Genomic DNA, 23,007 nt, shown 5'->3' on the forward strand with positions numbered 1-23,007 from the left:
CCAAAAATTAGGCTTTTTGAGGCAGTATTTGCCCATTTTTTTAACACTCTTTCAATAAAAGTGCTAAAGTTACTAAATCCATTTTTGAGACACATTACTCCAAATAGGAAAATTGCGATTCCAGAACTTGCACCCAAAAAAGAACTAGACTCATAGAATAAATACCCTAAAATACCAAAAACAAGAAGCAATATAATATTTCGCATAATCTTTCCTTGAAATTGTTTGCGTTTGAGAAAAAGTAAAAAGTTATTTTACGACGATTATTATTAAATTAATATAAGCTTAAATCTAAATAATAAAAAGAAATATAAAATGATTGTGTTATATGTTTTCTCTTGTAATTGCATTTCTTGTTGTGTCGTCGCAAGGAAACGTAGATGGTCAAAACAATCTATAATTTGTGGAATCCTCGTAATGTCTCATTGGGAGAGTTTGGAACGAAAAAATAATGGCTATCTTACTTTGGCATAAGATTCCTTGAAAAGCATATTTTTCAAGGAATATATAGAATTTTCTTATGATTTCTAATTAGGAAATTATAGTATATACTTATAAAATAATAATTCCTTAGATTAATTTAATGTAAGTTTTATTCTCAAGTAATACAAAGAAAAAGTTTAGTTTTTCACAAAAGGAGTGAATATGCCTTATGAATTACTTAAAAATGTAAAAATTTGGTTGTTGGATTCATATTGTAAATCCAATAGTTTTCAGAATGAAAGCTTATTTAAGCCCTTTTGTGTAAAGTTTTGCGAGCAAGCGTTTGCGGCGAATCTTGAAGCGCAAAAAGGGCTTGGAATTGTTTCCAATGATGTTTGAGGAGAAAAACGCCTATGCGAGTATAGGTTATGCGTTGTATTCCCTGACGTCTTATGTTTTTAGCGAGAATCCTATCAAATATAAAACAAAAATTAAAGGAGAATCTGAAAAGCAGGATAAAATGGATTTTTGGTGTGCAGAAAAAGATTTTAAATTTGAAGCCTATATAGAATCCAAAAAACTATGGTTAAATATTGGTAATGTTAAATGGGAATTTGGTAAATCTTGTAACATTCTCATAAAAAAAGCATTTGAGCAAATCAAAAGGCTGAAAAGTGCAGGTGTGGATAAAAAGAGTAGCAAATACACAGAGGGTGCAGTTTTTAAAGTTGTTCTTTTTCAGATTCCAATCGTCTATCACCCTAAATTTAAGCCAGAGGACGCGGATTTGGAATCTGCACCGAAGCATTTAGAAAATCTTTAATAATAGCGTCAGAAAGCATTTCAGGGGCAATATGGGCTTGCTCTTAAGCGTCTTGGATATGCGTCCTTTTGGTGTTTGAGAGGAAGAAGTAGAGTGCAATCCCTTTAATATTCTTGCTGCTGTGGTAATGCAATAATTATCAAGCGTTAATTATTGTTTGGATTCTACCTTTAAATCCACAATTCTTGCCTTGCCTCTGAAGACTTTCAAGGTTACAATCGCTTGATTGTTGGGTTTGGCAAGGAGATTTTGAATTTCTTGCGCCTTTTCTTTTGTAGCGAAGTATTTTTCTATGTTTCTTCCTAAAGAAAGGCGCGAAAAGTAACTTTTGGGGGCTTTTGTTTTGATATAAAGTTGATTTTTGGGTGGTTTAGTTAGAATCTCTTTAAAGATAAAATTTCCTTTATCTACTCTTTCAAGACATACGAAAACCTCTGCATTCAATGGAATCTCCGCATACATAGATTTTTTAAGCTTTACCCCATAATCTAGCCATACGAAATCTCCTGAAAGTAAATCTCTAGGGTCGTATCCTTTGGCAATGACTTTCACTTCTGTGCCAAAATAGATTGGTAAATAAGCAGAAACAAACATTGCTCCAATCAGAATAAATTGCAATGCACACGCAAGAAAAAGCCATTTTGTCCTAAGCATTTTTTCTCCTTGCAAAAAGAAGTAATCCCAATCCAAAGCACAAGAATACTACACTTGCACCAATATAATCTCCCAATAAATCTAAATAACGAATCACTATCAATAACGAAAAAGTAAGTAATCCCAAAATTTTATGATTTTCTTTGATGAAATGAATGCCTAATAAAAAAGTAAAGAATGAATAAAATCCTTTAAGAATTATTGCGTTTGTTGGATATAAATTGGAATAATTACCAATCAATAAAAGACTTATTGTCAAAATGCCTAAAAAATAGTGTTTGAAATACAGATTGATTGCACCCAATAAAATCAATAAGGCAGATAGAGAGATAGAGGAGATTGATAAGAATAAATGGTTTGCATCATAACTTAGAGCAATGAAGGTCAAAGCTAGGGCAAAAAAGGCGTAAGATTGGTAGGACTTGAGATGAAAACCTAAAATAATTAAAGAAAGCCACGCAAGGGTGGATAAATTTAAATTATTCCCCTGAAAGTTGTATAGATATAAGTTTAAAAACACAAAATTCAAAAAAGCAAGGAATCTTGCAGCATTTAAAGAAAGACAAAAGAGGATTCCGCTTTGCACTATAATCCCAAGCAAAATGAGACAAATAAATAAATGAATGGAGTGATTGTCAAAACTTAAAAAATACCATACGCTTGTCAATAGGTAGCCTGTGATAAAGACAGAAAAAGACTTTAAAATAAGGGCAAGAAACAAGACAACACAGCCAACGCTTAAAAAAGCTAATGCAGTATCCTCACCAAGATGATAGATTTGCGAAAGTAGAGCAATATTTGCAAGTAAAACAAAACCACTTAGGATTCCAAAACCTTGTTGGAATATGGAATTTTTGGAGTAAAATATTCCCAAATGCGTGGCAAAAAGTGTGGCAAGAAGCAAAAATGTCTTAAGAATATTTGGAATCTGTTCCCAATTATAAGCGACAAGCGTCAAAAGAGAAAGCCCTATGAATACAAAAGCCAAAGTGATTAAAAGAGGAAAATCCGAATTTTCATCAAAATGATAAAAACCAAAAATTGCTTTTTCTTGCTCTTTGTTGATAAAACCCTCATTGGCAAGTTTAATGATTTCAGATTTTAGAAAAGATTTTTTGTTGAAAAACAATTTAAATCCTTAAGTATAATAATAAATCTTATTAAATGTTAAGAGTGAAATTATTAAAGATTTTCGTGGCATAAATTTTATGTTTGCAAAAAGTTGCAAACATAAAAAATATTGGTTAGTTTTTGGTTTTATCTACAAGTTTGCCAGCAGAAATCCAAGGCATCATTTCGCGAAGTCTTGTGCCGACTTTCTCAATTGGGTGATTTGCTAAATTTTTGCGCTCCGCATTCATTCTTGCATAACCTGCTTTGCGCTCTAGGATAAAGTCTTTTGCAAATTTACCTCCCTGAATATCTTTTAGAATCGCACGCATTGCCTTTTTGGATTCGTCATTGATAACGCGCGGACCGCTTACCATATCGCCATATTCAGCTGTGTTTGAAATAGAATAGCGCATATCCGCTAAACCGCCTTGATAGATTAAATCCACGATGAGTTTAAGTTCATGCAAGCATTCAAAATATGCCATTTCTTCAGGATATCCAGCCTCAACGAGTGTTTCAAATCCAGCTTGCACCAAGCTAGAGACTCCACCGCAAAGCACAGCTTGTTCGCCGAATAAGTCAGTTTCTGTTTCGTCTTTGAAAGTCGTTTCAATGATTCCACTGCGTCCGCCACCGATTGCACTTGCATAACTTAATGCGATTGCTTTTGCATCGCCTTTGCTTGTATCTTGTTCTACTGCAATCAAATCAGGGATTCCCCCACCTTTGACAAACTCACTGCGCACGGTGTGTCCGGGTGCTTTGGGTGCAATCATAATAACACCTACACCTTTTGGTGCTTTGATTTGTCCAAAATGCACATTAAATCCGTGTCCAAACGCAATAATTTGATCTTCATTTAAATTTGGTTCAATATCGCGCGTAAATATATCGGCTTGCAATTCATCGGGGATTAGAATCATTACCAAGTCTGCCCATTTTGTCGCTTCGCTTACTTCCAATACTTTAAAGTTTTTGGCTTCCGCTTTTGCCCAGCTTTTGCCGCCTTTATAAAGTCCGATTGCTACTTCTACGCCAGAATCACGCAAGTTTTCCGCGTGTGCGTGTCCTTGAGAGCCAAAGCCAATAATTGCAACTTTTTTCTTTTTGATAAGTCCTAAATCGCAGTCTTTGTCGTAATAAACTTTTAATGCCATTGTTTCCTCTTTTTAAGTGAAATGTAAGATTTGTGATTATATTGCATTTTTCCTTAGCAGATACTTTGCCGAGTAGAACTCATTGGCTTTGGTATAATATATATTTTAATAAATTTTTTTATTATAATTATTTTTTGTATTTTATTTATTATTATGTCTATAATCCGTGGCGGAGAAAATGTTATAATCGCAAAATTATTTATAAAGGATTTAGAAGTGATGCTTTCTTTTTCTTTGTTTTTGGTGTTGCTTTTGATTTTGCTTTTGAAAGTATTTTATTGGTTTCGTTGAGGGTTTAAATCAAAAATTTACCATAATAAATTATTTTTTGTAAGCATAATATAGAAATGCTCCCATTCCTATAACAAATACAATAACTAAAAATACAATCATTATAATGTCTAGTAGGCTCATATTTCCCCTTTTTGATTAATTTCGCGTTCTCGTAGTTGTCCGCACGCAGCACTAATATCTAAGCCTTTGGATTCCCTAATGGTGCAGAATAAACCCTTTTTGAGTAAAAATTCTCGGAATGCTTCTACTTTTTCTCGTTGTGGTCTTTGATATGGACTGCCTTTATGGGGATTAAAATAAATTAAATTAACTTTTGCTTTGATTTTATTCAAAAGCGCGACAAGTTTTTTTGCGTTTTCTAAACTATCGTTTATTCCATCTATCATTAGATATTCAAACATTATGCGTTTGCGACTATCTATCGGAAAAGCTGCTATTTCGTCAATAATTGCTTGGATATTATAGGCTTTGTTGATGGGCATTAGTTGTGTGCGCAACTCATCACTTACTGCGTGTAGAGAGATTGCAAGTTGCACTCCTAAATTGAGCATGCCTAGTTTTTTGATTTTTGGAGCAATTCCGCTTGTAGAAATTGTTTGCCTGCGCACAGAAATATTTAAGCCGTCTAATTCACTTAAAATATGGATACATTGCGTAACATTTGCCAGATTATCTAGCGGTTCTCCCATACCCATATATACGATATTGATTGCTTTATTGTTTGGCAAATTTTGGTCTTTTTTGATTGCAACAACTTGATAAACAATTTCCCCAGCTGTTAAATTTCGCACAAATCCTCCCTTTGCAGTCAAGCAAAAACTGCAACCAACTTTGCAACCGATTTGTGAAGAAAGGCAAAGAGTGAATTTATCTTCTTTCATTTTTAAAAATACTGCTTCATAAGTTAGATTGTCCTGTGTCGCAAAGAGGTATTTTATGCTTCCGTCTTGGCTCTGCTCTTTTTTATTTATGCTGATGTTTTGACTAGTAAAATATTCATTTAAATAAATTTTTAAGTCTTTTGGCAGATTATTCATTGCGTCAAAGTTGGTTTCATAATGTGTATAAAGCCAATGATAAATCTGTTTTGCACGAAATTTTTGGAATCCTGCTTGTTCTAAATTTATGCCTAATTCTTCCAAAGTCAAATCAAAGATATTTTGTTTGCTTGTTTGAGCTGAAAGATTCATTGTGTTTTTAATCATTGATGAAAATTCGTTGATTTGGAATAAATGTAGGATTCTAGTCTTTTTATTGCTGCTTTGTGATTGGCAAAAAATTCTTTTTGTGCTTCCGAATGTGTATGATTTGTAACACAAAAGATTCCAATCACAGGGAGCTCAAATGCTTTCGCAACTTGTAAAATACTAAAAAATTCCATATTCTCATAAGTGATTCCAAGCTTTACCAAATGTTTAGCAAGCGTGGAATCCGTTGTAATATAATTGCTAGAATTAACAATTTTTAAATTTTGAGACAAAATATCATTGGAGTTTTTTGTCATTGTTTCACATGAAACATTCGTTAAAAAATTATTTAAAGGAGTGTAACACTGTTTTTGCAAAAAAGACAATTCTATATTTGTAGCACTTTGTGTTTCAAAAATTTCAAGCAAAGGAATGGATTCCATATAAGCACCACAAGTGCCAACAAAAGTAATTTCCTCTGGTCTATCATATAAAATAGAACGTGTCAAATTAATTGCAGATTCTACTAGCCCCACACCAATACTTTTAGCAAAAGAAAAAGCTTCCATTTTGCCTGCGCAATAAATCATTGTCTTATTCCTGTATTTCTTTGTAGTATAAATGCGATTCATTCTTTTTAATCGTTTTTTGTTCTGGGATTTGAAGAACTTGATAGAATCGCGGCTTTTCCAAATAGTCTATTTCAATGACATCACCTGTTTTTATATTGCGGCTTGCTTTTATGGGAATTCCATCAATTTTGATAACACCGCTTGTGAGCATATCTTGTGCAATGGAGCGTTTTTTTGTAATATTCACTGCATTCAGAAATTTATCTATACGCATATTTTATCCTTAAAATTTGCAAAATTGTAGCCAAAAGAATATTAAATTGTTGCTATAATACCACAAAATTTTTAAGGAGTGAAAATGAATAAGAAAAATATCAAAAAAGTTGTGCTTGCTTATAGTGGCGGTTTGGATACAAGTGTGATTCTAAAATGGCTCGGGGATAATTATCATTGTGAAGTCATAACTTTTACAGCGGATATCGGGCAAGGTGAGGAGGTAGAGCCTGCACGAGCTAAGGCACAGAAGTTAGGAATCAAGCCCGAAAACATTTTTATCAAAGATTTGCGCGAAGAGTTTATCCGAGATTTTGTTTTCCCGATGTTTCGTGCAAACTCCATTTATGAGGGTGAATATTTGCTAGGGACAAGTATTGCTCGTCCCTTGATTGCAAAACATTTGGTAGAAATTGCAAAACAAGTTGGTGCAGACGCAATCTCACACGGAGCAACAGGCAAAGGTAATGATCAAGTGCGTTTTGAAATCGGTGCGTATGCTCTAAATCCAGACATTAAAGTTATTGCTCCTTGGAGAGAATGGGATTTAAATAGTCGTGAAAAATTATTAGAATACGCAGAATCTGCGGGGATTCAAATTGAAAAAAAGGCAAATAAATCTCCTTATTCTATGGACGCAAATTTGTTGCATATTAGTTATGAGGGACAGATTTTGGAAAATCCAAATGTCGCTCCTGAAGAAGATATGTGGCGTTGGAGCGTTTCCCCTAAAGATGCACCCAATGAATCAGAAGTGATTAGTATTGAGTTTAAAAATGGTGATGGAATCGCAATCAATGGAGAAAAGTTAAGCCCGGCAAATTTTTGGGCTAAATTGAATGAACTAGGTTGTCGTCATGGAATCGGGCGTTTGGATTTAGTAGAAAATCGTTATGTAGGAATGAAATCACGTGGTTGTTATGAAACTCCGGGGGGAACAATTTATCTCAAAGCTCATCGTGCAATGGAATCGCTCTGCCTTGATAGAGAAGAAGCACACTTAAAAGATGAGATAATGCCAAAATACGCTAGCCTAATCTATAATGGTTATTGGTTTAGTCCAGAGCGCGAAGCATTGCAAGCGTTGATTGATAAAACACAGCAAAAAGTTGAGGGTATTGTGCGATTAGAGCTTTATAAAGGCAATGTGATTGTGCTAGGAAGAGAATCCAAAAATTCCCTCTTCAATGCCGCATATAGCACTTTTGAGGAAGATTCTGTCTATAACCAAAGTGATGCAGAGGGATTTATCAAACTCAATGCTCTACGATTCATTATTTCGGGTAAAACGCGTAAGTAATTACAGCAAAAGTGCTACTTGTGCGGTTTGAGTAAAATCTCACCGCACGCAAGAATCATAAAAAATTCATATAGTTAAAATTAAAATAATAAATAATATTGATTAAAATATTAATTTGTCAATTGTTTTTATATTTTTTCTGTATCCATTCGCTAAAAGTTGCAAGATACATATAAAAGAGTGGAATAAAGAAAACTGCTAAAAAAGTCGCAGCAAGCATTCCACCAAGCACGCCAGTGGCGATGGAATGTCGGCTTAATGCCCCCGCTCCGCTACTTACTGCCAATGGTAAAACTCCCATACTAAAGGCGAGTGAGGTCATAACGATTGGGCGGAATCGCAATCTTGCTGCACCAATAGCGGCTTCTATAATGCTTTTCCCCTCGTGTTCTCTAAGCTGCATAGCAAATTCTACAATTAAGATTGCATTTTTTGCTGCAAGCGCGATAAGGACAAGCAATCCAACTTGAAAATAAATATCGTTTTCTAATCCTCTTAAAAAAGTTGCAAGAATTGCTCCAAAGAGCGCGAAAGGCACAGCACTAAGAACACATAGTGGCATAAGCCAACGTTCATACTGCGCAACAAGAATCAAAAAAACAAAGACAAGCCCAAAAATAAAAGCTGTTGCGCCACTAGATTGACTTGCCTTTTCTTGATAGGTTGAACCTGCGTAAGCAATGTCATAGCCTTGCGGAAGAATCTTTGCGGCAATTTCTTCTATTGCTGCTATGGTATCACCACTAGAATAACCTTCATTAGAATAACCAATCAGTTGGGCTGCAGGAAAAAGATTAAAGCGATTGACAATTTCCGCACCTGTGGTGTATTGGAAGCTTAAAAGCGTGCTCAAAGGGACAAAATTACCATCTTGCGATTTGACAAAAACACTACTCAAATCCTCTGGGGATTGCCGATAATCTTGTTCAGATTGTGCAATCACGCGAAATGTGCGATTGAAAAGCTCAAAGTTATTCACATAATAGCTTCCAAAAGTTACCTGCATTGTGCGAAAAATATCATAAATATTGACATTGAGTGCAGCTGCTTTTTCTCTATCTAAATACACAGAGACTTGAGGAGTATTCACAGCAATGCTAGTAAAGGCATTACGAATCTCTTTGCGTTTAAGTGCTTCTTGCACCATTAAATCAGTGTATTTTTTGAGTTCCTCTAGGCTTCCACCCTCCTTGCTTTGCACATAAATATTTACACCACTTGAATCAAGCCCAATAATAGTTGGTGCTTGCGTGGCAATAAAACGCGCATCGGGATATTTTTGTAGTTCTTTAGTGATGTTTGCAATAAATGCCCTATCGCTTTTATCTTTATCTGTGCGCTCACTCCAATCAATAAGTCTATAGAATCCCACGCCATCACTGCTTTTGAATCCTCCTGAAAGAAAACTATATCCAACAATGGTAGTCATTTCAGCTACAAGAGGATTGCTTTCTAAAGTAGCAATCAGGTCTTTTTGCACTTGTGTTGTGCGTGAGAGTGCTGCACCATCTGGTAGAATCGTATGAATATTAACAATTCCCATATCTTCTGCTGGGACAAGCGAATGCGGCGTTCTTTGGAAAAGGTCATAAGTTACAAAGAGCATAGCAATCAATAGACAAAGAAAAAGCAGTCCTCTTTTGAGAACCTTCGCCACTTGTTGGGAAAATTTCAATGTGAGTTTCTCAAAAAACTCATCAAATTTGGCAATAAGATAAAGGGGCTTTGCCTTTGTTGGTTTAAGATACATTGCGCAAAGACTTGGTGTGAGGGTGAGGGCAACGCAACCCGAAATCACGACTGAAATCACGATTGTAATCGCAAATTGTCGGTAGATTTCCCCGCTAAATCCTCCCATAAACGCAACAGGAATAAAGACCGCACTTAAAACCAAGACAATCGCAACTACAGGGGCAGTAATCTCTTGCATAGAACGAATCGTAGCTTCTTTGGCGTTTAAATGCTCTTGGTGCATAATGCGCTCTACATTTTCAATCACAATAATTGCGTCATCTACTACGATTCCAATCGCAAGAATTAGTCCAAAAAGCGTAAGGAGATTAATCGTAAAGCCAAAAAGATATAATCCGATAAAAGTGCCAATTAATGAAACAGGTATCGCAATGCAAGGAATAATCGTTGCGCGCCAATTTCCTAAAAAAAGATAAATAATTAAGACAACAAGAACAATTGCTTCAAAAAAGGTTTTTACAACTTCTTTCATAGATTGCACGATAAACTCTGTGGGGCGAAAAGGATTAGAGTATTTAATGCCTTCAGGAAATTTTTGTGATAATCGTTCCATTGTTTTTTGGACATTGTCCGCGACATCAAGAATATTTGCTCCCGGCTGCAATGTAATACGAATCGGAACAGAGGGAGTGGAATTGTAAAAATAGGAGGTGAGATATTCTTGCGCACCAAGTTCCACCCTTGCGACATCTTTTAGTCGTAGCATAGAGCCATCAGGATTTGCTTTAAGAATAATGTTTTCAAACTCTTCTGTGCTAGAAAATAATCCTTTTGTTACGATTGTGTAAGCAAATTCGCTCCTTTCAATAGGCTCAACTCCAAGCTTGCCCGGAGCAAATTGAGAATTTTGCTCTTGAATCTTATCAATCACCTCTAAAGGTGCAAGATTAAAAAAATTGAGCTTATCTGGTAATAACCATATGCGCATTGCATAATCCGAGCGTCCCCACAAATCAACATCTCCGATTCCGCTAATACGCTTGAGCTCATCTACAACATTTAAAAGTGCGTAGTTTGCTATATCAAGTTGTGAATGATTGGGATTATCTGAATAAATATGATACATTCCAATTACAGCAGTGGAGCGTTTGCGCACGGTTACGCCAAGTCTTTGCACTTCACTAGGAAGTTGGCTAAGAACAGCCTGCACGCGGTTATTGACATTGACAACAGCCATATCTGGGTCGGCATTATTATTAAAAAAAACGCTCAAATTCATTGTGCCACTACTCGTAGTAGAGGTTTGGATATAAATCATTCCCTCCACGCCATTAATGCTATTTTCTAAAATGCTCGCAACATTTGTAGAAATCGTTTCTGCACTTGCTCCGGGATAGTTTGCACTCACAACAATTTGTGTTGGAACAAGTTTGGGATATTGTTCTATGGGAAGATTAAAAAGGCATAAAAGCCCAGCAATAACGATGATAATAGAAATTACTGCGGAGAATGCGGGGCGGTTGATAAAAAACTTTGAAAACATCAATTTTCCTTAGGATTCTATAATAATTCTTTGCATTTTTAACCGCAACATTCTAGCATAAAAGCGTGAGGCAAATGTGAATTTATTATAAAGAATCATAATTGGTTTTTTTATAACTTTTTCCCAAAAATACGCCCAATATGCCCCAAACAAAAGAAATTGCAGCACCGCACAAAAGTACGCATAGAATCCCTACGTTTGCAAGCAAGCTTTCTGCTTGGGCTGAGAGCGCGTCTCCTCCGCGATATACAACCGTGTCAAAGAAGTTTTTGACTTTGTATTTAGAATCTGCGTCCAGCGGCACAAACAGCATTTCGCGTCCGGGCTTAACGAGTGCGTATTCGCCTACACGGCGGATACTCATCACGACAGCCAAAGGCAAAAACGCAGGGTGCGTGAAGCTAAGGACAATGAATCCTAGTGTGATGACGAAACCAAGCGTGCTTAAAAGATAAGTAATGCCCAAAAACTTCACTATTTTTGCGGTTAAAAAGATTTGGATAAATAAAGCTGAAATCTGCACGATAAGGTCAATGTTTGCAAATGCCGCAATTCTTGCCTCGCGTGTAGGAAAAACTTCACGAATGATTCTTGCTTGCTCCATATACAAAAAGGTAGAAACGCTCGTGAGTAAAAGGATAAAGGCGCAGAGTGCGAGCAGGTATTTGGAAGCGATGATGAGTTTAAAGCCAATAAAAGGGTTCTTTGAGCCAATCACTTGATTGAATCTCTCCAACGATTCTACATTTTCAAAGTATTTTAACTCGCGCAAAATGAGATTCTTTAGTATAATACCGATAAAAAGCAAAGCAATGGAGAGAAAGACGAGATTTGCCACACCAAAATTTGCGACTAAAATACTCACACTGCTTGCCCCTGCAATGCTTCCAAGACTTGCCCCTGCGGAGATGATACCAAAAAGCCTTGTGCTTTCCTCTTTGTTAAAGACATCGGTGAGCAAGCTCCAAGCAGAAGAGAAAGCAAAGAGATTAAAAACGCTAATCCACACATAAAACACGCGAGAAAGCCAGATAAATTCTGCGGTGTGTGGCTTGAAAATCTGCATTAATGCATAAAAAATAAGCAGATTGAGCGCAAAAAAGATAAAGACGCAATCGGCGTAGAATCTCCTTTTGATTTTGGTGCTTAGCCACATCAGGAGCAAAGATGCAAGGATACAAGCAATAAAAGTCGCCAAAAAGAGCCATTTTAGCTCCTCTTGTCCTCCCTCTAGTCCCAAAGCATCGCGCATAGGACGCAAAATCGCATAGGAGCTAAAGAGCATAAAAATAAACCCGCAAGAGAGGACTAGAAGCTTAAATTCTCCGTCTTTGAGACTAAAGAGTTTGTAGATAAATGCGCGCATTTTTATCCTTTATTGATAAACCTAGTATTATAAACCATTACACTTGGTGTTTGTCAAGAGGAAAAAGCATAAAAAATAAAAAGTTTTAATCCTCGTATTTTTTCAATTTCTCTAGCAATTCTTCTGCGCTAGCAAATTCATTGTCTTTTAGTGCATTTTCTCCCCATTTAGCTTGGAGATAAGGAATCTTTGCATTTCTTGCCGCTCCCTCGTCTTTGAGACAATTCCCAACAAATATGGACTTGGCAAAGGGAGCATTTTGTAAGATAAGATAAATCATCATCGGATTGGGTTTGGATTCTATTGTATCGTTTGTGCCAATAATAGAATCAAAATATTGGTCTATTTTATGCCTTTGTAAAATCGGCTTTAACCCTTGTTGTGGAGCATTGGAAGCAAGGGCTAGAAAGTAATTTCTTTTTTTGCAGGTTTGAAGCATTTCGCGTATCCCCGCAAACAAAACTGCACTTTGCTCATAGTGTTTGCCAAAATAAGATTCAAAACCAACCTTGTAGCTTTTATGCGGAAAATTCTCAATACCATAAAAGATTTTTGCACAATTAAGATTTGGCGTATGAATTGCGTGCTGCATTGTTTCTTGTGGAAGTGCAGGAAGATTTTTGTCTGCTCTAATTGCATTAATGGCTTCATAAATCGCATTTTCACTATCTATCAATGTCCCGTCCATATCAAAAATAACATTTATCATTCATTCCTCCATAAACTCATATCCATTCCTCTTTAATCCAAAATCCCCAACACTTGATAAAGTGGAATATCTCTTAAGAATCGTTCTACTAAATTTTCCAAAGATTCTTTGGGCAAATTTGGAATCTCGCACTTTACAAATTCTGCTAGTGATTCTTTTTTGTAGTTTCCTTGAATATAGCCTTTTAGGCAATTCCAAGTTATCGTGTCTAAAAAAATTCCTCCACCAATGCTTGCAGAGGCGAGAAAAAGTCCCGTGTTTTTAGGCTTTTGCGAGAAAAGCACTTGATTATGGGCTTTTGCTTGTGTTGAGATTCTGTGTGAGTATGCTTGCGCGGGGTGTAAGAATCCTTGTGTCATCATTGCACAAACGATAGGCAACAAAAACTCCATTTCAAGTCCGAAGTTTTGCACGAGACTTTGCAGAGTTTTTGGTTGGTAAGAATCTTTGGCAAAAAAATCTAAAATTTTCTGACAGAGGGTTTGAAATTCTAGCGGTGTTTCAGGGAGATTTTGGAATCCAAAAGGAGATTTTAACAGCACAAAATGGGTTTGCAAAAGTCGCTTTGTGCGCTCCTGTTGCGTCAGATTCCTTTTGCCTCGCACAAAGCAATCCATTCTAAAGGATTCGTTAATCCAATAATCTTTGAGCTGTTCTTGCAAGATAGAATCCCTAGCCTCTGCCAATAATACTTTTTGCTGTGCGCTAAAAGTTTGTGGGTCAAAATGCCACATTAACTTTGCACTTGTGCTAAATTCACACGATATTTGGCGCATAGATTCTGCCATTTGGCTAAAAAACAAGCAATGCCAATCTTTGTTAAAAAATTCGTGGCATAAATAATTAATTTCTCTTGTCTGCAATTCTTGATAAATCTCTTGTGTGCGGGGATTTTGCTGTGCATAAAGCGAAGAGGAAGCAAAAAAGTCTTTCGCCCAAGAAATCGTTTGTTGAATTCTTTTTTCTTGGTTACCGCTCGCATTGCTTTCATAGGTTTTTAGCAAGTGTCGCAAGGAATATTTCCCCTCCCAGCCCGGAAAAACATTGTAGCTTACATAAACGACCCCCCAAATCTAAACAATGGTTAATAATTTCGAAAATAACCTCTTGATTTTCTCGCGACACCCAGCTCCAAACGCCGTGTAAAATAATATAGTCAAACTTGCGATTCTCTTGCAATAATCGCTTGTAAAACCCCAAAAAGTCCTCTTCATACACTTGCGCGCAACTTTGTGAAGCAGCAATAAATTTTTGTGCGTGTTGGCAATGTGCGGGAATAAAATCATTCCCCATAAACTCTCCCTCACTGCAACTTGCGTGAAGCGTAAGGCTATTTCCCAACCCAAACCCTAGCTCAAGATAGCGGAATTTTCCTTGCGGTTTTGGACATTCCACCCCCGCTAAAGTCAAAGAAAAATCTATCCATAGAGGATTAAGCGCAGGAATAAAGTCATCTACATATTCTAGTTCCGTAGCGTATCCATAGGATTCCATTGTGTTTCCTTATTCAAAAATCCATTGCTTATAGTGCGGTAGTTGCGATTCTATGGCAAATTTACGTGCTTGAGATTGGAGATTGCTTGGAGAGAAAAAATGGGGTTGCGCATAAATAAAGCGCATAGCTTCGCTAAAAGCCTCTTTGTCATTAAGGGGGACAAGAATGCCTCCTTTGCAAATTTCACAATGCTTTTGATTGTCTATAAATTCGCCAAGTGGCTCTAAAATCTCTTTGGGCGCACAATCAGTTGTCAAAAGTGGAATCCCAAGTGCGAGGGATTCTACAAGCACATTAGGAAAACCCTCGTGATTGGAAGCAAACACGAAACAATCTGCAACGCTCAAAGGCGCGTAAGGGTTTGGAGTGCGTCCGAGCAAATGCACACAAGATTCTAAACCCAAGCTCAAAATCTGTGCTTCTAGCTCGTTTCTTTTCTCTCCCTCGCCAAAGATAAACAAATCCGCCTTGTCCTTAAAGTATTGCATACAATCCACAAGCAAGCGATGATTTTTACCGCTATCTAGTCGCCCAATACTGACAAAAGCAAATCTCCCACGCGCTTTGCTTGACAAGATTTGCTCCTTTAATGTGGAATCCTCACGACTTTGTGCATTGATTTTGTTTAAATCAAAAAAGTTTAAAAGCAAGGTGATTTTCTTTTGTGCGATTCCAAAATTTTCTACCAAGTCCGCGAGATTTTGTGGAGAATTTGCACTGATTTTATCTGCTTTGTTGTAAAGCAATGTAATCAACTTGCGATTTATCGTAGAGGAAAGATTGGAATAACCATATTGCTTGCTTGGATAGCTTCGCTCACAAATTAAGATTTTAGGGCTTTTGCGTGTTAATTTGCAAAGCATACCTGCTAGAATATTAATATAGTTTGGACGTGTCATCAAAGAAAGTGAAATCTCGCAATCTTGAATAATTTTGCGATATTTGAATGCAAGCAAAGGAAGTTTGAGGAGTTTTTTAAGCCCGCTTTCTGTGGTGCGATTCCGCCCCAAAATGATTTTTTGCACATTTAGAGGATAATGCTGAATATCCTCCAGCAAAACAAGCGTGATTGTATATTCCTTTGCCAGATTCTCCAACAAAAGTGAGGTAATGCGTTCCGCTCCTCCAGCCCCCAAAGAATAAAGCAAAATCACAAGTTTCATCGTAACAACTTAATCCTTTGGAGATTTTGTCTCATTGTTGTTGTGCAATTCTACTTTTAAAATTTCTATACTAACAGATTGCGCAAGAGAAGTCAGAATCTTTAAAGTTGTGCAAACCATAGAATCTACGCTAAATTTTTCTACAATCTGCGCACGCGATTGTGCTTTGAGGGATTCTAGCTTGTCTGAATGCTGCAAGGTGTAGAGAGATTTTAGGCATTCTAACGCGCTTTTATCGTCTTTTGGAGGGAAAAGAAACGCATAGGCATTTTGTCCAAAATCCGCAATAACTTTACTCTCACCCACATCACTTACGATTGGCACACAACCACACGCCATTCCCTCCGCAATAGAGTTTGAAAAACTTTCCGTATAAGAAGTAGAAAGGATACAATCAAAAAGTGGATAATAGGCTTCCACATCATTTTTTGCTCCTAAAAATAGGACATTGCGTTGTGTATCCCCTAGAATCTTTAGGCAGTCTTTTAGGATTTTTTCTTCGCATTTTCCAAGAGAGATGAAAGTAACCTCTACACCTTGTTGTGTTCTAGAATATTCTATCATTTCCTTTGCAGTGCGTGCAAAAAGCGGATAATCTTTGACTTTATCCATTCGTGCGACGATTCCAAAAACAAATGCGTCCTCTTGAATTCCAAGTTCTTTTTTGAATCTTGTAATCTCTCTAGGGTGGAATCGCGTCGTATCAATCCCATTATAAACCACTAATGCTTTTTTCATATAATAGCCCTTTTTTTGATAAAAGCTAAGTGCATCATAGGAATTACAAAGAATTGCATCAGCAAAACGACTTAAGAGTTTCTGTGTATAAAAATATAGCTTAGAAGCAAGGGAGAGATTGTTTAAATTAATCGCACTTGAACGGAATCCAAAAACTACTTTTGCGCCCAAAAATGCACCACAAAAAAGGCTAAAAATATTCATTTCAGGCATAAAGGCATAAATACAATCCGGTCGGAAATCTTTAATCACTTTACGATAGCGCAACAAAAATCCAATATCTTTGCGCCCTTTCTTATGCAAACAAATATGTGGAATCCCTGTAATTTCATATTCTAGGCGTCCGCCACCATAAAGCGTGCAAAGACGCAAATCTACCTCCGAACGCTTGGCGAGCTCTTGCGCAAGAAGCACCCATTGCCTCTCCGCTCCACCAAAATTTAAAGACCGAATTGCTAATAAGATTTTAATTTTTTTCATTGAATTATTTCTCTACCCTCTGACGAATTTTTAGTTTTGGCAAGAAAGAAATAGGCAAAAAAAGACAAGCAAAAACCTGCAATGCAAGCCAATTTGGATAGATTGCTAGACTTTGTAGAATCTTTTTAAATGCCTTTTTGCGGTTCCCTCCTTGTCGGTAAAGTAATGCTGCTGTGGCACAGAGCTTAGCTAAATGTGCGGGACAATATTTCAAACGTTCTTTATAAAAAAGCAAAATATCTTGCTCATAATTTTTTACCATTTCCAAAGGCTTATATTTCAAGCTCTGCGTGAGAGATTCTGCGTGGATTCTATAAAATTTCAAAGGCTTATGAATATAATAGCACGGACGCTGTTTGTGGAGTTTTAGCCATAAAAGCCCCATATTGCCTCTTTGTAAATTTTCATTAAATCTCCTCTGTCCAAGTAGTTTGCGCTCAAACAAAGTTACAAACTCTCCGTCTAAACACCCCGCAAGCACTTCTTGGAAACTAATTTCACGCGATTCGTCTAGTCCTTGTCCTGAGAGGAATCCGTCATCACTTCTTGTGCAATTTGCGATGATAATACCATATTGTTTATCAAAGCGCAAATAGACTTCTACCATTTGCGAAATAGCTTCTTTAAATAATAAATCATCATCATCTAAAAGCAATAAAAGTTCGCCACTTGCATAATCTAAACCATTGTTGCGATTCCCTGCACTTCCACGCGTTCTTGCGTTGCGCACAACTTTGATATGGGGATTATCTTTTGCATATTCGCTTGCAATGCTAAAGGTGTTGTCCTCTGAACCATCATCACTTACGATAATTTCTAAGTTAGGATAATCTTGGTCTAAAATGCTTTCAATGGATTCTGTAAAAAAATATTCACGATTGTAAGTTGTCAAAATCACGCTAACTTTTGGGAAATTTGGGTTATCTGGAATCTCACTAAGGAGTTTTTCGCTAAATTCTTGTGGTAGGTCTTTGATGTTAAATTCTTTGAAATTTTCCATTACCCAATCTCCTTTTTGTTTGCAATATCGGCTAAAAACACCAAAACACAACATTTACCTTTGTTATTTTACACTTTTTATTCAAATTTTAATTTTACCAAAAGCACATTTTAATTTTATTAAGAAATAATGAGAGTTAAAAACAAGGAATCAAAAACAATAAGATGAATCCTAAACTACAAGGATAAGCAAAATATTGGCTTATCCTTGTGGGATTCTAAATTAATCTTTGATTTTTGGCTCACCAAATGCGCTAATTTCAGGTAATTCTCTTGTGTATTTTTCTTCAAAAATTCATCAAAGCTTGGCATTGGCGTAGCAAACTCACTACCATAGGAGTGTGTTTGGCGCAAGGAACTTTGTAATATTTTTTGATAAAATCTTTCGCACTTTTGCCATTCTTGGTATAGGCATTATACACTTTCTCGCCATACTCTCTGCACAAGTCAGAGAAAATCACATAATCATCACGACTCCCTTCAAAAGGCTCTACTGCCTATTTCATCAACACAATTTGCATATTAGAATAATCTCCCGCCATCGTCAAGTCATCTCTCTCATAAGAGCTTGTTGTAAGGATTACGATGTCCGCCATTTTTCTGTTGGCGTCCAAAAGATTCTTAGTGTGTTAAGAGGGTCTGCACCCCAAATAAATAATTAAGTTGTGGATTATATAACTTTTAGTTATATGGATTCAAATATATATAAATTTAAGATTAAGATTTATTTGAAGTTTGGTAGAATCTTAGAGCAATCAACTTGTTGCATTAAGTGCAGTCAAAGCCTAAACTAGCTTCAAAGTGCCATTTTGTAGGCGATAGATAGAATCGCAATGTTCAATCGTGCTTAAGCGGTGTGCGATGATAAGCAAGGTTTTGTCCTTTGCAATCTTATAAATTTCTTCCATAATTCTTGCTTCCACTTCTGTATCTAGCGCGCTTGTAGCTTCATCTAACACAAGAATCTCTGGTTCTCCATAGAGTGCGCGCGCAATCGCAATGCGTTGTTTTTGCCCCCCGCTTAGTGCGATTCCGCCATCCCCTACTTGTGTTTCTAAGCCCTCTTTGGTTTGCAAAAACTCATAAATTTTGGCACTTTTTAGACAAGAGATAATTTTTTCTTTATCCAATTCTCTTCCAAAGGCGACATTGTCCGCTACATTTCCACTAAATAAATAAACATTTTGTGGAATATAGCCTATCTTTTTGCGCCAACTTTTTAGATTTGTTTTCTCTAGTTTAACATCATCTATCCAAATACCACCATTTTGAGGACAAAGCAAGCCAATGATGCAATCTACTAAAGTGCTTTTTCCACTTCCTGATTCTCCGATAAACGCGACTTTTTCTCCCTTGCAAATGGTAAGATTGATTTCTTGTAACACGCATTTTTGTTGATAGCCAAAAGAGAGCTTTTCTAGTCTAATTTCTCGTTCAAATTTGACTTCTTCTTCCCCTAAATCTTGGGTTTGCATTTTTAAGTCTTGATAAATGATTTCTAAGGAGCGAAAATTAAAAAGAATCTTATTGTAAGAATCCAAAATGCGGTTGATAGAGGGCAAAAGGCGATAGAGTGCTAACACATACATAGACAATAAGGGCAAATAACCTGTTACATTGTTGGGGTTTTGAATTAACAAATATAACACAACAAGAATCATCATACAAAAGCCAAGTGCTTCCAAGCTCAAGCGCGGAATATGAAAAAAAGTTTGATTTTTGATATTCGCCAAAGAATATCCCTCTAAAGAGTTTGAAAAATTCCGCCAAATGGAGTCGGAATCACTTTGAAGTTTGATGATTTTGTAATTCCCAAAACTTGAGCTAAGTGTTTCAAAAAAAGTTTTTTGATGCGATTCCTTTTCTCGTCCTTGCTTTTTGATTTTTAATGCAATTCCTCGTGCTAGAAGGAATCCCAAAATCGCTAAGACGAAGGTCAAGCCAAGCGTAATTTTGAAATCCACAAATAATAAAGTGCCATAAATTAAAAGCACAACGAAAACTTCGGAAGTCATAAACAAAAAAGCAGCAAGTAAGATAGTAAAATTATGTGCTTCTGTTGTAATGGTTTTGGTTAAATGGCTTGTATTTTTTGTAATGAAATCCTCATAATTAATGTCCAAATAATTCCTAAACAATCTCTCCACAATCAAATGATAGCGTCCAAAGGTAAAACGCGCTAAAAGATGTTGATAGAGGAGATTAATCAAACTACGGAAGACATAAAACACCAATAAAACAATGCCAAAACACAAAACAAATTCATAAGGAGAATCAAAATGTAAAAAATGATAAACAAAGGCAAAATAAGTTTTACTTTCAATTAAGCTAAAATCACTTGCCACAGCGATAAAAGGAGCGATTGCAGAGATTCCAATGAGTTCAATTAAGGACACCAACAAGGAGAGTAGTAGCATTCCATAAATGTAATGTTGGTCTTGGTGCGATAGGATAAATCTAAGTTTTGAAAACATAACCTATGAGACTTTAAAGAATAAATGGCATTATTTTACCAATTTGTGCCTTAAAGAGCAGAATCCCAATAAGAGGCAAAATTAAAACCATAAATTATCTAATAAGCGAATCCCTTCAATTCGCACTACAACGAGAATCAAGGTAGAATTTTTTTGAATTTGCTCTATATTTTGTAATTCGTGATTGACAATGACAAGATATTCTACCTCTAATCCCTCTAGCACCTCTAAAGCAATTCTTTTTAACCCATAAGAATCTTTAATGCCGCGCATAATTGCTTTAGTTACGGCATTTAAAGAAGCTGAAATTCGTAAAGCCTGTGTGATTCCGCTTGGACTTAAATACGCATTGCGTGAGCTTAATGCTAGCCCTTCTTCGTTACGGACAATAGGACAAGGCACAATCTCTAAAGGTAAAAATAAATCCTGCACCATTTTTTGAATAATGAGTAATTGTTGCGCGTCCTTACGCCCAAAAAATGCCTTGTCCGGACGCACGAGATTGAAAAGCTTTAAAACAACTTGAAGCACGCCATTAAAGTGTCCTTGTCGCGTTTTGCCCTCTAGCACATTTGCCATTGCTGCAGGAGCGTTGAAAGTTGTTTGCAAGGTGGAATCTAACGGATACATTTGGGAAACTTCGGGCATAAAGACAATCTCTACACCCGCTTTAGCACAAATGTGCAAATCAGCTTCTTTTTTGCGAGGATATTGATTAAAATCCTCGTTTTCTCCAAATTGTGTTGGATTGACAAAAATAGAAACAATAGTGCAATCACAGACTGTAAGACTTGCTTCTATCAGGGATAAATGCCCTTTATGTAAAGCTCCCATTGTCGGAACTAAGCCGATTGTTTTTTGAGGATTTTGAGATTTAAATTGACAGATAAAGGTGCGCAAATCTTGCGTAGTGGTGAATATTTGCATACGATTCCTTTAAATTCTTAGGAAATGAAGCGCGAATTATGCGATGAGAGAGTTAAAAAATAAATAAAAAAACATAGAAATATGCTAAAATCTTAATAAAAATTTATTCTTAAGAAGGTTTTGATGTGCCATCACAAAAACTAAAAGAATTGGTCAAGATTTCTGATTGGGATTTTTTAGGTTTAAGCGAAAAAATCATTTCAACTTATACCAAGCCCGGAGACAAAGTGATTCTGCCTTATATGAGTGCGGATAACTTTGTATTTGAACTAGCAATTAATGAGCGTCAATGTTTAATCTATGATAACAACCCGTTAGTAAGAATTAATTTTGAAGCTGACTTTTTTTATCCAAGTTTAGCCGGAATCAAAACTCGCTTGAGTGAAATTAAGGTAGTAGGAGATTTTCCAGATTGTGGAGTGAAAAAATTTCTTCACCCTAGAACCTATAATGAAGCAATGGCAATTCGTTTATTTTTAGATAGTGAGCCAAAAGATGCGATTAATCTATGGATTAAATACTTAAGCGCGGAAGCGCTTAGAATGCCAAAAACAAGCAAGGGAGAACTAGAAGAGCTTGAATACATTGACATAAAAGATTTTATTTTAAAAAAATATAAAATTAGTTTTAGTGAAGTGGATCCTATGAGGCTTTTGCTTTTGCACAAATCCGCCCCAGAATTTTTGCACGATGAAAAAGAGCTAGATGAGATTTTAAAAGGAACAAAAGTAAAATTGGCACATTATGCTCCCTATCGCTTCAATGTGCGCGAATATTTCAGTAAAAACCTATTAAAAATGTGGTTTCACAACATCAGCAAAGAACAACTAATGAGCGCTTTTGTAGAAGATGAAACAGCTTGGAATCTCCGCTGTAAAAAAGATTTTTTATCTTTACACAAAAGATTGGGAAGTGGAGGAATGATTCTAGTAGAAAAGGCAAACGAATATGCAATTGAGGAATTTTTTAAGCTCGCATTTTTTTATGGTTATGAAAATGTGCGTGCATTTTGTAGCGCGAAAGGTATGCAAGCCTATTTGATGAAAAAATTAGGATAACTTTATTTGTGATAAATTGTATCAACAGATTTTATGTTGGAGTTAGGATTTAAGTTGTTATTAAAAATTTTAAGATAGAATTACAACTCCGCTTTAAGTGGCTCGATAGCTCAGTCGGTAGAGCAGGAGACTGAAAATCTCCGTGTCGGTGGTTCGATTCCGCCTCGAGCCACCACTTATTACTTTTAGGCTTTCCACATTATATTTTAGTTTTATTTCTTTCCCTAAACTTATCAAACGATAATGAATAAAAATTATTTTATTTTTTATCAAAATTTGCAAAATTTTATTTTAATTTTATAATTTATGAGTAAAATGCCGATTGCACTTTTTGGTGTAATGTTTCTTCATTGCGGATATCCCCCCCGTCCGCGAAGAACATTCAATAAGATAAAATGTTTAAACCCAACTAGCCAATCCTCTTTTGGGTTGGTTTTTATATCTTCTTCCATTTAGATTCCTCATCCTCTCACTTTCTACAATGCAAAATCTGCGCTAGTAAAAGTTTAAAGGGTAAGATTGATATTGTGGATTTTAGGTAGAGGGCATTTCTAATCACAATATATA

20 protein-coding genes, 1 tRNA gene and 2 pseudogenes are annotated in these 23,007 nt (G+C 36.2%); 5 read left to right on the forward strand and 18 right to left on the reverse strand.

Annotated elements, in window-relative coordinates:
• Positions 1 to 206, reverse strand: a pseudogene (locus Q1553_RS05580) (Na/Pi cotransporter family protein); the annotation flags it as partial.
• A gap of 439 nt (positions 207 to 645) precedes the next feature.
• Between Q1553_RS05580 and Q1553_RS05585 the strand changes: the two are divergent.
• Together Q1553_RS05585 and Q1553_RS05590 are read left to right on the forward strand one after the other, a co-directional pair.
• Complete coding sequence (locus tag Q1553_RS05585) at positions 646 to 822, forward strand: hypothetical protein (protein ID WP_181881651.1); 177 nt, start codon at positions 646 to 648, stop codon at positions 820 to 822.
• Positions 803 to 1,246 (forward strand): hypothetical protein, encoded by a 444-nt coding sequence (locus Q1553_RS05590; protein WP_300842801.1) that lies wholly within the window; start codon positions 803 to 805, stop codon positions 1,244 to 1,246. Before Q1553_RS05585 ends, Q1553_RS05590 begins: the two co-directional genes overlap by 20 nt.
• Positions 1,247 to 1,396: 150 nt before the next feature.
• Here Q1553_RS05590 and Q1553_RS05595 read toward each other — a convergent pair whose 3' ends face one another.
• The 6 genes from Q1553_RS05595 to Q1553_RS05620 form a co-directional block, all read right to left on the reverse strand.
• The gene (locus Q1553_RS05595) at positions 1,397 to 1,900 is read right to left on the reverse strand and encodes a GDYXXLXY domain-containing protein (protein WP_300668369.1); all 504 of its coding nucleotides are present in this window, start codon (positions 1,898 to 1,900) and stop codon (positions 1,397 to 1,399) included.
• Positions 1,893 to 3,029 (reverse strand): DUF2157 domain-containing protein, encoded by a 1,137-nt coding sequence (locus tag Q1553_RS05600; protein WP_300668371.1) that lies wholly within the window; start codon positions 3,027 to 3,029, stop codon positions 1,893 to 1,895. The genes Q1553_RS05595 and Q1553_RS05600 overlap by 8 nt, the downstream gene beginning before the upstream one ends.
• Positions 3,030 to 3,144: 115 nt before the next feature.
• Positions 3,145 to 4,170, reverse strand: coding sequence for a ketol-acid reductoisomerase (gene ilvC / locus Q1553_RS05605; protein ID WP_115551817.1), 1,026 nt, complete (start codon positions 4,168 to 4,170; stop codon positions 3,145 to 3,147).
• 410 nt (positions 4,171 to 4,580) lie between these two features.
• The gene (rlmN, locus tag Q1553_RS05610; RefSeq protein WP_297578343.1) at positions 4,581 to 5,669 is read right to left on the reverse strand and encodes a 23S rRNA (adenine(2503)-C(2))-methyltransferase RlmN; all 1,089 of its coding nucleotides are present in this window, start codon (positions 5,667 to 5,669) and stop codon (positions 4,581 to 4,583) included.
• Positions 5,666 to 6,241, reverse strand: a complete 576-nt coding sequence (locus tag Q1553_RS05615) for a purine-nucleoside phosphorylase (protein ID WP_300691986.1) — start codon at positions 6,239 to 6,241, stop codon at positions 5,666 to 5,668. Before Q1553_RS05615 ends, rlmN begins: the two co-directional genes overlap by 4 nt.
• Positions 6,242 to 6,245: 4 nt before the next feature.
• On the reverse strand, positions 6,246 to 6,497 hold the full coding sequence (locus Q1553_RS05620) for an RNA-binding S4 domain-containing protein (protein WP_115551819.1): 252 nt from the start codon (positions 6,495 to 6,497) through the stop codon (positions 6,246 to 6,248).
• 84 nt (positions 6,498 to 6,581) lie between these two features.
• Here Q1553_RS05620 and Q1553_RS05625 point away from each other — a divergent pair, with 84 nt between their 5' ends.
• Positions 6,582 to 7,796 carry an argininosuccinate synthase gene (locus tag Q1553_RS05625; protein ID WP_297578349.1) on the forward strand — a complete coding sequence of 405 codons (1,215 nt, stop codon included), beginning with the start codon at positions 6,582 to 6,584 and terminating at the stop codon, positions 7,794 to 7,796.
• A 118-nt stretch (positions 7,797 to 7,914) separates the two neighbouring features.
• On the opposite strand, the gene Q1553_RS05630 is transcribed toward Q1553_RS05625, so the two are convergent.
• From Q1553_RS05630 to panC, 11 genes and pseudogenes are all read right to left on the reverse strand, one after another.
• Complete coding sequence (locus tag Q1553_RS05630; RefSeq protein WP_115551821.1) at positions 7,915 to 11,031, reverse strand: multidrug efflux RND transporter permease subunit; 3,117 nt, start codon at positions 11,029 to 11,031, stop codon at positions 7,915 to 7,917.
• 85 nt (positions 11,032 to 11,116) lie between these two features.
• Positions 11,117 to 12,397 (reverse strand): MFS transporter, encoded by a 1,281-nt coding sequence (locus tag Q1553_RS05635; RefSeq protein WP_300668379.1) that lies wholly within the window; start codon positions 12,395 to 12,397, stop codon positions 11,117 to 11,119.
• Between the two features lie 85 nt (positions 12,398 to 12,482).
• Positions 12,483 to 13,106: an HAD family hydrolase gene (locus tag Q1553_RS05640; RefSeq protein WP_115551822.1), complete on the reverse strand. Its 624-nt coding sequence runs from the start codon at positions 13,104 to 13,106 to the stop codon at positions 12,483 to 12,485.
• Between the two features lie 32 nt (positions 13,107 to 13,138).
• Complete coding sequence (locus tag Q1553_RS05645; RefSeq protein WP_298495974.1) at positions 13,139 to 14,119, reverse strand: methyltransferase regulatory domain-containing protein; 981 nt, start codon at positions 14,117 to 14,119, stop codon at positions 13,139 to 13,141.
• Complete coding sequence (locus Q1553_RS05650; protein ID WP_300842802.1) at positions 14,094 to 14,600, reverse strand: class I SAM-dependent methyltransferase; 507 nt, start codon at positions 14,598 to 14,600, stop codon at positions 14,094 to 14,096. The genes Q1553_RS05645 and Q1553_RS05650 overlap by 26 nt, the downstream gene beginning before the upstream one ends.
• Positions 14,601 to 14,609: 9 nt before the next feature.
• Positions 14,610 to 15,764, reverse strand: coding sequence for a glycosyltransferase (locus Q1553_RS05655; protein ID WP_297600211.1), 1,155 nt, complete (start codon positions 15,762 to 15,764; stop codon positions 14,610 to 14,612).
• Positions 15,765 to 15,773: 9 nt separating this feature from the next.
• Positions 15,774 to 16,982, reverse strand: a complete 1,209-nt coding sequence (locus Q1553_RS05660; RefSeq protein WP_300706422.1) for a glycosyltransferase — start codon at positions 16,980 to 16,982, stop codon at positions 15,774 to 15,776.
• Positions 16,983 to 16,986: 4 nt separating this feature from the next.
• Complete coding sequence (locus tag Q1553_RS05665) at positions 16,987 to 17,982, reverse strand: glycosyltransferase family 2 protein (RefSeq protein ID WP_297578360.1); 996 nt, start codon at positions 17,980 to 17,982, stop codon at positions 16,987 to 16,989.
• A 278-nt stretch (positions 17,983 to 18,260) separates the two neighbouring features.
• Positions 18,261 to 18,600 (reverse strand): annotated as a pseudogene (locus Q1553_RS05670) (molybdopterin-dependent oxidoreductase); the annotation flags it as partial.
• A gap of 166 nt (positions 18,601 to 18,766) precedes the next feature.
• Positions 18,767 to 20,455 carry an ABC transporter ATP-binding protein gene (locus Q1553_RS05675; protein ID WP_297578362.1) on the reverse strand — a complete coding sequence of 563 codons (1,689 nt, stop codon included), beginning with the start codon at positions 20,453 to 20,455 and terminating at the stop codon, positions 18,767 to 18,769.
• Positions 20,456 to 20,536: 81 nt separating this feature from the next.
• Entirely contained in the window at positions 20,537 to 21,382 is an 846-nt protein-coding gene (gene panC / locus Q1553_RS05680) for a pantoate--beta-alanine ligase (protein WP_300842803.1), read from the reverse strand.
• Between the two features lie 125 nt (positions 21,383 to 21,507).
• Here panC and Q1553_RS05685 point away from each other — a divergent pair, with 125 nt between their 5' ends.
• Together Q1553_RS05685 and Q1553_RS05690 are read left to right on the forward strand one after the other, a co-directional pair.
• Complete coding sequence (locus Q1553_RS05685) at positions 21,508 to 22,440, forward strand: hypothetical protein (protein WP_115551830.1); 933 nt, start codon at positions 21,508 to 21,510, stop codon at positions 22,438 to 22,440.
• Between the two features lie 99 nt (positions 22,441 to 22,539).
• Positions 22,540 to 22,615: transfer RNA gene (locus Q1553_RS05690), tRNA-Phe, on the forward strand.
• Positions 22,616 to 23,007 lie beyond the last annotated feature (392 nt).

The sequence above is a fragment of the Helicobacter sp. UBA3407 genome, assembly GCF_949747025.1.
Lineage (GTDB): Bacteria > Campylobacterota > Campylobacteria > Campylobacterales > Helicobacteraceae > Helicobacter_D > Helicobacter_D ganmani.